Annotated in this window: 14 protein-coding genes; 10 read left to right on the top strand and 4 right to left on the bottom strand. The window is 66.6% G+C overall.

The features are described 5' to 3' along the window. From urtB to VNT50_RS05105, 7 genes are all read left to right on the top strand, one after another. Window positions 1-910 (top strand): urea ABC transporter permease subunit UrtB (gene urtB, locus VNT50_RS05075; RefSeq protein WP_325484016.1); only part of this gene is annotated, 910 nt, incomplete at its 5' end. Continuing rightward, the gene (gene urtC, locus VNT50_RS05080; RefSeq protein WP_325484017.1) at window positions 907-2,010 is read left to right on the top strand and encodes an urea ABC transporter permease subunit UrtC; all 1,104 of its coding nucleotides are present in this window, start codon (window positions 907-909) and stop codon (window positions 2,008-2,010) included. The genes urtB and urtC, both read left to right, overlap by 4 nt. Beyond that, entirely contained in the window at window positions 2,007-2,837 is an 831-nt protein-coding gene (gene urtD, locus VNT50_RS05085) for an urea ABC transporter ATP-binding protein UrtD (RefSeq protein ID WP_325484018.1), read from the top strand. Before urtC ends, urtD begins: the two co-directional genes overlap by 4 nt. Before the next feature lie 10 nt (window positions 2,838-2,847). Then, the gene (locus VNT50_RS05090; RefSeq protein ID WP_325484019.1) at window positions 2,848-3,525 is read left to right on the top strand and encodes an ATP-binding cassette domain-containing protein; all 678 of its coding nucleotides are present in this window, start codon (window positions 2,848-2,850) and stop codon (window positions 3,523-3,525) included. A gap of 76 nt (window positions 3,526-3,601) precedes the next feature. Further along, entirely contained in the window at window positions 3,602-5,308 is a 1,707-nt protein-coding gene (locus tag VNT50_RS05095) for a purine-cytosine permease family protein (protein ID WP_325484020.1), read from the top strand. 11 nt (window positions 5,309-5,319) lie between these two features. Then, window positions 5,320-5,901 (top strand): TetR/AcrR family transcriptional regulator, encoded by a 582-nt coding sequence (locus VNT50_RS05100; protein WP_325484021.1) that lies wholly within the window; start codon window positions 5,320-5,322, stop codon window positions 5,899-5,901. Further along, entirely contained in the window at window positions 5,898-6,491 is a 594-nt protein-coding gene (locus VNT50_RS05105) for a TetR/AcrR family transcriptional regulator (RefSeq protein WP_325484022.1), read from the top strand. Before VNT50_RS05100 ends, VNT50_RS05105 begins: the two co-directional genes overlap by 4 nt. Before the next feature lie 45 nt (window positions 6,492-6,536). On the opposite strand, the gene VNT50_RS05110 is transcribed toward VNT50_RS05105, so the two are convergent. Both VNT50_RS05110 and VNT50_RS05115 read right to left on the bottom strand, forming a co-directional pair. Next, window positions 6,537-7,934 (bottom strand): FAD-binding oxidoreductase, encoded by a 1,398-nt coding sequence (locus VNT50_RS05110; RefSeq protein WP_325484023.1) that lies wholly within the window; start codon window positions 7,932-7,934, stop codon window positions 6,537-6,539. Further along, the gene (locus VNT50_RS05115; RefSeq protein ID WP_325484024.1) at window positions 7,931-8,692 is read right to left on the bottom strand and encodes an SDR family NAD(P)-dependent oxidoreductase; all 762 of its coding nucleotides are present in this window, start codon (window positions 8,690-8,692) and stop codon (window positions 7,931-7,933) included. Before VNT50_RS05115 ends, VNT50_RS05110 begins: the two co-directional genes overlap by 4 nt. Before the next feature lie 110 nt (window positions 8,693-8,802). On the opposite strand from VNT50_RS05115, the gene VNT50_RS05120 reads away from it, so the two are divergent. Beyond that, window positions 8,803-9,261, top strand: a complete 459-nt coding sequence (locus VNT50_RS05120; RefSeq protein WP_325484025.1) for a winged helix-turn-helix transcriptional regulator — start codon at window positions 8,803-8,805, stop codon at window positions 9,259-9,261. Between the two features lie 109 nt (window positions 9,262-9,370). On the opposite strand, the gene VNT50_RS05125 is transcribed toward VNT50_RS05120, so the two are convergent. Then, complete coding sequence (locus tag VNT50_RS05125; protein ID WP_325484026.1) at window positions 9,371-10,138, bottom strand: ParA family protein; 768 nt, start codon at window positions 10,136-10,138, stop codon at window positions 9,371-9,373. A gap of 138 nt (window positions 10,139-10,276) precedes the next feature. Here VNT50_RS05125 and VNT50_RS05130 point away from each other — a divergent pair, with 138 nt between their 5' ends. Together VNT50_RS05130 and ppk2 are read left to right on the top strand one after the other, a co-directional pair. Further along, window positions 10,277-10,957, top strand: coding sequence for a PhzF family phenazine biosynthesis protein (locus VNT50_RS05130; RefSeq protein ID WP_325484027.1), 681 nt, complete (start codon window positions 10,277-10,279; stop codon window positions 10,955-10,957). A 114-nt stretch (window positions 10,958-11,071) separates the two neighbouring features. Beyond that, window positions 11,072-11,977, top strand: a complete 906-nt coding sequence (gene ppk2 / locus VNT50_RS05135; RefSeq protein ID WP_325484028.1) for a polyphosphate kinase 2 — start codon at window positions 11,072-11,074, stop codon at window positions 11,975-11,977. A gap of 10 nt (window positions 11,978-11,987) precedes the next feature. Here the strand turns inward: ppk2 and VNT50_RS05140 are convergent, their stop codons facing one another. Beyond that, window positions 11,988-12,932 carry a PstS family phosphate ABC transporter substrate-binding protein gene (locus tag VNT50_RS05140; RefSeq protein ID WP_325484029.1) on the bottom strand — a complete coding sequence of 315 codons (945 nt, stop codon included), beginning with the start codon at window positions 12,930-12,932 and terminating at the stop codon, window positions 11,988-11,990. Window positions 12,933-13,036 lie beyond the last annotated feature (104 nt).

Here is a 13,036-nt window from a genome sequence, read left to right on the forward strand (position 1 = left end):
TCCACCGCAGAGAGGGCGACAGCACGTGGACGCACTCATACCACCGCTCCTGAACGGCACCGCCTTGGGTGCTCTGCTGCTGCTTGCAGCGCTCGGGCTCACCCTCACCTTCGGGCAGATGGGGGTGATCAACATGGCGCACGGCGAGTTCATCATGGCCGGTGCATTCATCGCCTACCTGACCCAGCTGGTGGTCACATCCAGCAACCTCTCGATCCTGTTGGCTCTTCCGCTCGCCTTCCTCGGCGCCGGTCTCCTCGGCCTCCTTCTGGAGGTCGGCCTCATCCAGTGGATGTACCGACGGCCACTCGACACCCTCCTCGTCACGGTCGGGGTGAGTCTGATCCTGCAGCAGATCGCACTGCAGATCTTTCCCGCTCAGGGCGTACCTGTGGAGAAGCCGACCTGGCTCGACGGGCAGATCAACGTCCTCGGCTACGAGTGGCCCCTTCGCCAGGTGTTCACCATCGTGCTCGCGGCCCTGTGCCTGGCGGCCCTTGCGGCGTGGCTCAAGTATTCGCCGTTCGGACGCCGAATCAGAGCGACCGTCCAAAATCGGGACCTCGCTGAGACGAGCGGCATCCGTACCCGCGCTGTCGACCGCATCACGTTCTTCGTCGGATCCGGCCTCGCCGGGGTCGCCGGTGTCGCCGCGTCCCTGATCGGCGGCACGAACTCTCAGATGGGCACGCAGTACATCATCCCGGCGTTCCTGGTCGTCGTCGCGGGCGGCGTCGGCCAGATCAAGGGCACCGTGATCGCCGCGTGGGCCCTAGGTATCGCGTTGTCGTACTTCGCCGACTGGACGACCGGAAGCATGGCCCAGGTGCTCGCCTTCGTGCTCCTGGTGGTCTTCCTGCAGTTCCGTCCACAAGGCCTGTTCACGGTCCGCACCCGGGGGTTGACATGACGAAACTCAAGCCGTGGCTTCCACTCATCGGCATCGCGGTATTCGCCGCACTGCTGCTGGTGGTCGCCCCAGCAACGCTCTCCATGCATTGGATCAACAACCTCGGCAAGTATTGCTGTTGGGCGATCGCGGCCGTGGGGATCGGCCTGGCCTGGGGTCGAGGCGGAATGCTGGTCCTGGGCCAAGGGGTCTTCTTCGGACTCGGTGCTTACGCCATGGCGATGCACCTGACATTGGAGACCGCGGGGCCCGACAGCCTTCCCGTCTTCATGATCCTGTACGACCCGTCTGCGCCGCTCCCGGCCTTCTGGGAACCGTTCCGCAGCGACGTGTTCACGCTGCTGGCTATCGTGCTGCTCCCCGTGATCGTGGCGTCGGCTCTCGGCTACGCGCTGTTCAAGCGGCGCGTCAAGGGGGCCTACTTCGCGATCCTGACCCAGGCGCTCGCCGTGGCGCTGGCCGTGCTGATCAGTTCGACGATCCGTGAGACCGGAGGGGATACGGGGCTCAGCGACTTCAAGTACTTCTTCGGATTCGTCCTGGACGACGACGCGAACAAGATCATGGTCTTCATGATCGCCGCCTCGCTGCTCATCGTGTGCCTGCTGGCGGTGTGGCAGCTGGGCCGCAGTCGCTTCGGCGAACTGCTGATCGCCACGCGGGACGCAGAGGAGCGTGTTCGATTCCTCGGCTACGACCCCGCCAACATCAAACTCGTCGCCTTCGTGATCGCCGCCGTGATGGCCAGCATCGCGGGCGCCATGTTCGTCCCGATCGTCGGCATCATCACGCCGGCGGAGATCGGCGCGTCCGCCTCGATCCTGATGATCGCCGGTGTGGCGCTCGGCGGCCGCGCCTCGTTGTTCGGCCCGGCTCTCGGTGCGATGGCGATCGGATGGGGCCAGTCGAGCCTTGGTTCCAGCTGGCCGAGCGGGTGGATCTACATCCTGGGCCTGGTCTTCATCCTGGTCACCCTCTTCCTCCCCATGGGGCTGTCATCGCTTCTTGGAAGGGCGAAGAGCCTCGTGTGGCGGTCGCGCGGGACGCCCGCCGCGCCTCCCTCCGTCTCGGCGCCTGTGCTCGATGAGGTGAAGAAGTGACTGCCGCCGAGGGGTCGCTCGTCGTCAAGGATCTGCGCGTCGAGTTCGATGGATTCGTCGCGGTCGACGGTGTCTCCTTCGACGCACATCCCGGAGAGGTCCGATTCCTCATCGGCCCGAACGGCGCGGGCAAGACGACATGCATCGACGCGATCACCGGCCTGTCCCGGGGCTCCGGATCGGTGACGCTCGGCGACCAGGAACTGCTGGGCACGTCCACTCAGAAGATCGTCCGGCTCGGAGTCGGCCGTACCTTCCAGACCGCGAGCGTGTTCGAGCAGCTCTCGGTTCTGCAGAACCTCGACATCGCGGCGGGCCTGCACCGCTCCTCGCTCTCCCTGTTGCGTGCACGACGTGGCGTCGAGCCAGCAATCGAGCTCGCCTTGGAGGAGACGGGACTGAACAACGAGCGGGAGACGCCCGCGGGCATCCTCTCGCACGGTCAGAAACAGTGGTTGGAGATCGGGATGATGCTCGTGCAGGAGCCCCGTGCGCTGCTGCTCGACGAACCCGTCGCGGGCATGAGCCAGGACGAGCGGACCGCCACCGGCGAGCTGTTGCAGCGCATCGCCAGGCGCCGCATCGTTCTCGTCGTTGAGCACGACATGGACTTCATGCGCCGATACGCATCGCGAGTCACGGTGCTGCACCAGGGCAAGCTGCTCTCGGAGGGAACCGTTGCGCAGGTGCAGGCCGACCCCAAGGTGCAGGAGGTCTACCTCGGCACCGCCGGGGCCACGACCACAGCGGCGATGCTGGTCGTCGCTGATACGGCGATCGAGGCGAAGACCGCAGTGACGGATGCCGCGAGCCAGGGGGGCGCCTGAGATGCTCGAGATGAACGATATTCAGGCCGGCTACGGCCGCACCCTCGTGCTTCACGGTGTGACGCTGCCCGCCTCCGAAAGGGTCGTCGCCGTGCTCGGCCACAACGGCGCCGGAAAGTCGACTCTGCTGCGCGTCGCGATCGGACTCATCAAGCCGCGCGGCGGCCAGGTGATCTTCGACGGCGCGGACGTCACGGCCCTGCCACCCAACAAACGCGTCGCACGCGGCATGGCGTACGTACCGCAGGGCCAGCAGTCGTTTCCGCAGCTGTCGACGATGGAAAACCTGCAGCTCGTCGCGGACGGCCGCAAGCGGGGAAAGGCGCTCATCGAGCAGCAGCTTTCCCGGTTCCCCGCCCTGGAGAGGTTCGCTACCCGCAAGGCCGGCCTGCTCTCGGGCGGCCAGCGTCAGCAGCTCGCCATCGCCCGGGCGCTCATCACCGAACCGAAGCTGCTCATCCTCGACGAGCCGACCGAGGGGATTCAGCCGACGATCGTCGCAGAGATCGAGCACACCGTGATGCAGCTGGCAAACGACGGCCTTTCCGTGCTGCTCGTCGAGCAGCACATCGGCTTCGCGCTGGAGGCTGCGGACAGGTACCTCGTGCTTGCGAGCGGCTTCGCATCGCGTACCGGCGAGGGCGGAGCGTTCGCCGCCGAAGGGGTGCGCGCGGCGATGACGATCTAATGCTTTCTGCACGCAATGCGGCTGTAACACGCGGCAGGAACAATGAGCCCAACGTGCGAGGCGCAGGGAGTGCGACGTGGCGAGGGCAGACAACGCGCGGGCAGCCGCCGAGGATAGCCTCGAAGACTATGCCTTCCGCTACGTTCCCCGGTCCTTCCGACGCTGGAGCGCGAGCTCTGTCGGGATCACGGCGCTCGGCTCGATCGCCTTCCTTGCTGACTTCTCGATCGGGGCCAGCGTCGGGATCGAGCACGGAACGAACAACGCCCTCGTCGGCATCCTGTTCGCGTCGATCACGATCTTCATCGTCGGCCTGCCGATCGCTTACTACGCCGCTCGCTACAACCTCGACCTGGATCTGATCGCGCGCGGGTCGGGATTCGGCTACTACGGCTCGTCGATCACGACCGTGATCTTCGCCGTGTTCACCTGCATCTTCTTCGCCCTCGAGGGGGCGATCATGGCGCAGGGGCTCCACATCGCGGTCGCCATCCCGCTCCCGATCGGCTACCTCATCTCCACCGTGGTGGTGATCCCGATCGTCATCTACGGGATGCGCGCACTCGAGCGCCTGCAGTTCTGGACCACACCGCTGTGGCTCGCGCTCGCGCTGCTGCCGCTGCTGTGGGTGATTCTGTCGGACGCCGACGCCGTGAGCGAGTTCGTGGCATTCCCGGGCGCGTCCGATGGGGCGCTCAGTTTCAAGGCGATCATCGCGAGCGCCGCCGTCTGCTTCGCGCTGACGCCGCAGCTGGCCGAACAGATCGACGTGATCAGGGCGATGCCGCCGCGCACGCGCGCGAATCGGCGGTCATGGTGGGCCTCGCTCCTGTTCGCGGGGCCTGGCTGGGTGCTCTTCAGCGGCATCAAGCAGGTCATCGGCGTCTTCCTCGCGGTCTACCTCATTACCCGCGTCGACCCGGATCTCGGCCCGCAGGCCGCCGAACCGGTCCGCCAGTTCATCGCTCTCTACGAATCGATCATGCCGGAGTGGCTGGCCATCGGCTTGGCGCTCGTTCTCGTCGTCGTCGCCCAGGTCAAGATCAACGTCACGAACGCCTACTCCGGGTCACTGGCCTGGTCGAACGTGTACACGCGGCTCACCAAGACCTACCCGGGCAGATCGATCTTCATCTTCTTCAACCTCGCCATCGCTCTCGCGCTGATGTGGATGGACGTTTTCAGTCTCATCAGCTTCGTGCTCAGCCTCTACGCGAATGTCGTGATGGCGTGGCTGGTCACGATCGCCGCCGATATCGCGATCAACAAGCATGTGCTGCACATCTCGCCTACTTTTCCCGAGTTCCGCCGCGGGATGCTGCGCGATTGGAATCCCGTCGGCCTCGTGTCGGTCGGCATGGCGTCGCTCCTTTCGCTTGCGGCGTTCGGGGGCGTGTTCGGTGAGGGGGTGCGGCCGTTCTCGGTGCTGATCGCCATCGGGGTCGCCGTCATCACCACCCCGCTCATGGCGCTGCTCACACGGGGCAGGTACTACCTGCGACGCCAGACGGATGGCATCGCCTCGCCGATGCTCGATTCCGACGGCAACCCCTCGGGCGCACGGCTACGCTGCCACGTCACGGGGTACACGTTCGAGCGTCCGGATATGCTGGCATCGGCGGAGCGTGGCGCTCACGGAGAGACACAGTACGTGTCGTCGCTCGCGCTGACGCTGGATGACTCGGATCGCTATGTACTGCCTGCCGAGCCAGCGTCGCGGCGAGACCATCCGCCATCGCGGATGGCTAGAGAGAACACACTGCAGAAGGGAAGGGGCGGATGATGGCGGAGGGAGTGGATACTCCGACCGCGATCCTTGCCAACGCCGCCGCGGTTCTGCGCGAGAACCCGTTCGATGAGATCTCGTATCGCACCCTCGGTGACGCGGTCGGCGTCTCGGAGAGGACGGTCTACCGCCACTTCCCCACGAGATCGCATCTCCTGGAGGGCGTCGCAGGGTGGATCGAATCCACGCAATTCCCGCTGCCGCCTTTCGTCACGATCCCTCAGTTCCGGGAGGCGTCGCGCGCCCGGTTCCTCGCGTTCGATTCCTCGCCGGCTTTCGCGTTCGTGTGTGCGCGGGCGGCATCCATCTCACCGACGGGCGAGCCGGAGCCCACCTTCTTCACCCGAGCGCTCGTGGCGATGCTCTCCACCTATCACCCCTCTGTGAACGAGCGAGATCTGCGCCGGGTGGCAGCCACCCTGCGCTATTTCGCGTCCGCGCAGTTCTGGGCCCGCATGCGGACGGGCTTCGAGATGAGCGCGCCGGCCATTGCGGACGTCTTCGATCGCACGGTCGCAGAAGTCCTGGGAGACCTGTTCATGCCCACGGACACCGAAATGGGAATCTCCTCGCATCAGGCGCCCGGATGACGATGTCGGCGACCTTCGAACCCGATGCGGCAGCGGCGAGCGACGTCAGTCGCACGCAGGAGGCGATCCTGGCCGCCTACGCCGAGCTCATTGAGGAGCTCGGCACGGACGACGTGTCGTTCCGCCTGATCGCCAGACGTGCGGGCGTCGGCGAGCGCACGATCTTTCGCAACTATGCGACCAGGGTCGATCTGCTGCTCGCAACGGCGTCATGGATCGAAAGCAGGATCTTTCCGAGGCAGGACTCCCAGAGCATCTTCGACATGCCTCTGACGATTCGGGCCGTGATGGAGTCGTACGACCTTCGCCCAGAACTGGCCCACGTGGTGGCTGAAACCGCCATGCGAGGGATCAGCGGTGCCGCGCCCAGCCCACGGCGGGCAATGCTGGAGGAGATGATCGATGCCGAGATCCCGGCGCTCGGCGACGATGAGCGCAGGGCGATCGTGGCGGCCCTCGCCCACCTCGACTCGGCCGCGACGTGGGTCACGTTCCGCCGAGAGTTCGGAATGAGCCGCAGCGACATCGCCGACGCCGCCGCATGGGCAGCGGAGGCGGTGCTGGATCCGATTCGCTCGCGGGTCGGCTGAGCGATCGAGTCCGCCGGCCATCACCGCAGTGATGCCGCCGCGGCCCTAAACGGCGTCGCGGCGCAGGTGGATGCCCTGGTCGAAGAGGCCGGCGGGGTCGACGCGCTCGGCGATGCGACGCAACCGCTGACCCGTGTCGCCGGGCCACGCGAGTTCGGCGGCGGCGGGGGTCGTGTCTGAGGAGTAGGCGCCGTACGCTCCGGTGCCCAGGCGTCGGATGGGAGCGAACGACTCGTCCTCGAGGGTCTGACCATGCGGCTGCACCCACGTGGCGGCGAGTGCTTCCTGATGTCGTCCCGCCCAGGCCGTCGCGTCCTCCGGGACGTCGCTCATCGCACCCCCGAGAGAACGCAGCTCGCCCATCGCGGTGGTGCCGTGCGCGAAGGATTCCGCGAACGCAGCACCCAGCTGACGATCTGCCTGGTCGACGAGCACGTCCCGCAGCCGGATGTGCTGCTGCCCCGTGTGTTGAGCGCGGGGGGTGGGTACGACTCTCGGATAGGGGGCCATGAAAGCCTCGTGGCTGGTGAGCCGGCCCAGCGCCGCGCCGGATTCGATGACCGGGGTGGCCTTGTCGACATCGGTGCCAGACCACACGTTGATCGCCTGGATCGAGACGCGGCGGTCGTTCACCGGACGGAGCATCAGAAAGCTGACCATCTCGCGAGGGGCTGATCTGATCCAGTCGCTCCAGGACTCCACGAAGCCGGGCAGGTCGGTCACCAGGTAGCCGGCCATCTGGTTGATGACCGAGGCATCGCCGTTCCGCGAGTGCAGACGCTCGGCTTGGAAGAGGAACTCGGTGGCGATTCCCACCTGCGACCCGCCGCCGCGGACGGCCCAGTACAGGTCGGGATCGTGCTGTTCGTCGACCCAGTGGATGCTGCCGTCGGCGGTGATGATCCGGGCGCCGCGGATGCGGTCGATGGTGAGCCCTTGGGAGCGGATGAAGAACCCGACCCCGCCGGAGGTGGCCAGGCCGCCGACCCCGGTGTCGCCGAAGTTTCCGCTGGTCAGGGCCAGATCGTACGGTTGGAGGGCGGCAGCGACATCCCCCCAGGTGGCGCCGGCCTGCACTCGAACCAGACCGCGCTCCGCGTCGGTGATCTCGATGCGATTCATCCCGGAGATGTCCACGATGATCCCGCCGTCGTTCACCGACGACCCGGACATGCCGTGACCGCCACTGCGGAACGAGAACGGCACCTTCTCTCCGGCTGCCTCACGAACGTCGCCGGCGTAGCGCACCGCGGCGGCCACTTCGACGTCCCGCTCGGCCATGAGAACGAGGAGAGGGCTGCCGACCGCCATATAGCTCGAACGCACAAGCCCGTACCGGGGATGTGCCGGATCGATCGCCCTGTCACGCAGCACCGCCGGAAGCGCAGGCCACGCGTTCCCGGATGCCGCCCGGACGTGCTCAGTGCCGGTGGCGGTGGTCAAGCGCGTACTCCGGTGCCCTGGATGTCGGCGAGTGTCTTCTCAAGAGCGGACTTGTCGAGCAGCTCGAAGCTGCTCGATGAGAGCCGTGGGTTCGCCGACACCGTCGCGGTGAGCAGGCCCACTTCTTCGGCGCTGATCCAGTCCGGCCGCTGCTGTGCGCGAGCACGGGTGTTCACGTAGCCCAGCAGGTGGGTGAACACGCGCCGCCGGCTCCCGGCCTCGGTCTGCATCACTCGTCCCATCATCAGCAGCGCGGCCTGCTGCATGGAGACGATCCCCGACCCCGCGACGGGATAGATCGCCGACGCTCCGACGATCACGTGGTACGCCCCTTCCGCGGTGAGTCTCGGCATGAACGCCTGCGCGAGCGACAGATGCGCCGTGGCGTACCCCGTGAAGTACTCATCCCACGCCGTTGCGGGGGTGTCCCAGAGGGCGGGCCCGGCCCACCAGCCGCCGACGGATGCCACGACATCCGTCACTGGTCCGTAACTCTGCTCGACGTGCTCTGCCAGCACCGCCGCGCCATCCACCGTCGAGTAGTCGGCGACCAGCAGCGTGAGATGCGCTGAATCGCCTTCGGCGCCCAGGATGCGTCGGAACTCCTCCAACCGCGACTGAGAGCGGGTCGGCACCACGACCTGCGCGTTGGTTCGCAGGTAGCTGCGGACGATCCCCTCACCGACGGCGCCCGTACCTCCCGCGACGACGACACGGCGTCCCTGAAGACCATCCGCTGGTGGTGTGTATTGGCTCATTGCTTTCTCCCGAAGTCGGTTACTAGTTGTGCGTAACCACATCATCTGGTTCTATTTTCGGAAGAACAAGACGGCACATTCATGTGCCTATCGAAGAGGGCGAGGCGAGGATGTCGACGACAGCGGAAAGCGGGCGTGCCCGGCCGCACTCCGACTACGAACACGTCTGCGCGACGTACCCCCACGACGGTCCCGCCATCCGTGGGGTGCTCGACAGGGTCGGCGACAAGTGGTCACTGCTGCTGATCATCACTCTCGAGGCGGGCCCGCTCCGCTATGGACAGCTCAAACGGCAGGTCGTCGGGGTGTCGCAGCGCATGCTCACCCTCACCCTGCGACAGCTCGAGCGTGACGGTCTCGTCGCCCGCACCGTCTACCCCCAGATCCCGCCGCGCGTGGAGTACGAGCTGACACATCTGGGTGCGACATTGATTCCGCCGGCGAGGAGCATCGCGCACTGGGCGCTCGCCAACTACAGCGAGATCGAGAAAGCTCGCAAGCGGTTCGACCAGGCCACCGAGGCGAACGACGCGCCAGGCATGGGCGGTGTGGCTGCGCGCGGCTCGTGAAGCTGCGGCCGCGGCCAAGCTCTGGCCGACGCGAGGCTCCGACCCGGCCACTGCGAAGCCCCGGCCGCGGCGAAGCTCTGGCCGACGCGAGGTTCCGACCCGTCCGATTTCAGTGCTTGCGGCTACGTGCTTTCGGTTTCACCGTCGCCTTGACCCGCATCCAGAGTTCGCCGTAGGCGCGTGCGGCCTCGGCGCTCGGCGCATAGCTCCCGACAGGTGCCCTCTCCGCGCCCATCCGCTCGATCTGCACCGTCGCCGGCACGACGACGTCGGTGACCGACGAATGCGCCCCGGGCAGTTGTTCGACCGTCGCGCGGTGCAGCGTCTTGCGACGATCGACCATCGAGAGGAACCCCACGACGGGCGCCTTCGACACGGATGCCGCCACAAAACCCTCGACCTGCTCGAGCGATCGCATCGACAGCGGTGACGGCACGAGGGGCACCACCACCGCGTGTGCCGAGAACACGGCGTTCTCGGCGACCAGCGCGGCGCCGGGCGGGCAGTCGAGGATGACGACGTCGTAGTCGCCCTCGACCTGCTCGAGGATCTTGGAGACCCTCTGCTCCGACTTCTTCGCGTGGTCGAACACGAGGTCGAGATCGCGGTAGCTCGCATCCCCGGGCAGCACGTCGAGGTTGTCGTAGCCGGTGGAGCGGATGGCGCCGGCCACCTTGCTGTCACCGGCCACCAGTGCGGCCACACCGCCCTTGACCTTGGGCTTGACCTGCAGCAGGAACGTCGCCGCCCCTTGCGGGTCGAGATCCCACAGCAGCACCCGGAACTCCTTCGCCGCCTCCCACGCGAGGTTCACGGCCGCCGTCGTCTTGCCGACGCCGCCTTTGGTGCTGTAGACCGCGATGACCTTCTGCGCCATTCGCGCACCTCCAGATCTCATCGGCCCCTGGTGGGCCTTCCCCCACCGTAGTAACCTCCGGGCGTCGAACGGGTGAACAGTTCGCAAGCAGTCCCTCGACGCGCCCGGTGAGGGGCAACCCTGCCAGACTCGGGTGCCGTGAACCTTCTTGTGAATGTCGTCAACGTGTTCATCGATGACGCCGGCGCGCACGGCAATCCGCTCGGCATCGTCTGGGCGTCGCCTTCCACGCGCAAGCACGAGCAGGAGATCGCCGCCGACCTCGGTTTCAGCGAGACGATCTTCATCGATGCCGTCGCTGCCGGCGCCGCCACGGCGCGGATCTTCACCCCCGCCCAGGAGCTGCCCTTCGCCGGGCACCCGACGGTCGGGCTCGCCGCGTGGCTGCACCGCAGCGGCGACGAAGTCAAGGCCATCAACGTCCCCGCGGGAAGCGTTCGGGTGCGCATCGACGGCGACCTCGTGTACGTGACGGCACTGCCGGAGTGGACTCCCGCCTTCGAACTCGATCAGCTCGCGTCTCCCGAAGAGGTGGAAGCGGTCGATCCGGACGCCTATGGCCTCGGGCTGCACTACGTGTGGGCGTGGCTCGACGAGCCGGCGCGGCGCGCTCGCGCACGGATGTTCGCACCCGAGCTGGGAATCCGCGAAGACGAGGCCACCGGCGCGGCCGCGGTCCGGCTCGCGGCCGAACTCGGGCGCGATGTCGAAATCGTGCAGGGTCAAGGCTCCCTCCTGCACACGCACGTGCGCTACCTCGGTCAGCAGGTGGAGGTGGGTGGGCGGGTGTCGCAGGCGAGGGAGATCGAGCTGCGCTGATCCGCGGCGACGACGGCGTGCTCGCCCCCCGATGATCGGGTTCACCGTCGCGACAGTTACAACGGCGATAATGCGGCGCAAGAGCGACGTCGGTCGGGTGAGGAGCCAGGAGCGTTGAACGATCCAAGAGTTGAGGGACTGCGGGAGTACATCGAGCACCTGCGCCAGCTGGGGTATTCGGTGCGGGACGGGCATACGCCCGACCCAGACCTGATCGATCCGCACGGCAACCCGGTCTTCACGTGGCAGGAGGGGTACCCCTACGCGGAGCGGATGGATCGCGACGAGTACGAGCATGAGAAGTACCGGCTGCAGATCGAGCTGCTGAAGTTCCAGTACTGGCTGGAGGACAACGGCCGGCGCGCGATCATCCTTTTCGAAGGGCGGGATGCCGCGGGCAAGGGCGGCACGATCAAGCGGTTCACGGAGCACCTCAACCCGCGCACGGCGCGGGTCGTCGCCCTCAGCAAGCCCACGGAGCGCGAAAGCGGGCAGTGGTACTTCCAGCGCTACGTCGAGCATCTTCCGACCGCGGGCGAGATCGTCATGTTCGACCGGTCCTGGTACAACCGCGCCGGGGTGGAGCGCGTGATGGGGTTCTGCTCCGACGCGGAGTACGAGGACTTCATGGTTCAGGCGCCGCAATTCGAGAGGATGCTCGTGGATTCCGGCATCCATGTCACGAAGCTCTGGTTCTCTGTCTCGCGAACGGAGCAGCGCACTCGTTTCGCGATCCGCCAGCTCGACCCGGTGCGCCGGTGGAAGCTCTCCCCGATGGATCTGGCCTCGCTCGATCGGTGGGAGGACTACACGGTCGCCAAGGAGGAGATGTTCCGGCGCACCGACAAGAAGCACGCGGCGTGGACGATCGTGCGATCGAACGACAAGAAGCGCGCCCGCCTCAACGCGATGCGCTTCTTCCTCGGCCAGTTCGACTACGAGGGGCGTGACGATGCGGTCGTGGGCAGGCCCGACCCATCGCTGGTGATGCGCGGCAAGCAGGAGACCGCCGACGAGTGAGCGGGGCCGCTCAGCCGAGTGAGGCGAGCTCGTCCTGAGCGGTCGCGACCTGCTCGTCCGTGAGGGGCACGACGTGCGCCCGCTCGGCGACCTCGAGCACGTTCTCGACGTAGAAGTCCACGAACGCCTTCACCTGGGGCTTCTCGGCGTACGACGCGTCGTTGACGTAGATGAAGAGAGGGCGGCTGAGCGGCGTGTAGCTGCCGTCCTGCACCGACTCGGTGCTCGGGGAGACGCCGTCGACGGATGCCGCGATGACGACGCCCCTGCTGTCCTCGACGTAGCTCAGCCCGAGGAAGCCGAGGCCTCCGACATTCTCTGCGACACCCTCGATCGTCTTGTTGTCGTCTTCGGACGCGCTGTAGTCCGCGCGGATCGCGCCCTCTTCGCCGTTGATTGCGTTGGAGAAGTAATCGAACGTTCCCGAGTCGCTGCCCGCACCGAAGAGCACGAGGGGTTCGTCGGGGAAGTCTGGATCGACCTGGTTCCAGTTCGTGATCGCGCCTTCGGATTCGGGAGCCCAGATGGTCGCGAGCTGCTCGAGTGTGAGGTCGGTCGCCCAGTCGTTCTCCGGGTTGAGAATGACAGAAAGGCCGTCGTTGGCGACGACGATCTCGGTGAACTCGACGCCTGCCTCCTCGCACGCGGCGATCTCGTCGTCGGAGATCGGGCGGGACGCGTTCGAGATGTCGATCTCGCCGTTGCAGAATGCCCGGAATCCTGCGGTCGTACCCGTCGGTGTGACCACGACATCGACGCCCGGCTCCGGCCCTTCGAAGAGGTGGGCGGCGGCGTTGGTGAGCGGCTCGACGGTCGAGGATCCGTCGGTGACGACCGTGCCGCCGAGTCCTCCGCTCGCCCCGTCGCCTGCTGACTGGCCGCCGCATGCGCTGAGCAGTAGTGCGGCCGCCAGCAGCGACGCCGCTGCTGCTGCCGATGCCTGGAGGTGTTTCATGGTCACGGTGTTTCCTTTCGCTCGACGGAATCCCGTCGGCCGATGGGCGCGCGACGGCCGACGCTTATATAGATACTCGTCTATTGGACGGTCGATCGAAAGCG

This window comes from Microbacterium sp. (assembly GCF_035554235.1).
Classification (GTDB): Bacteria; Actinomycetota; Actinomycetes; order Actinomycetales; family Microbacteriaceae; genus Microbacterium.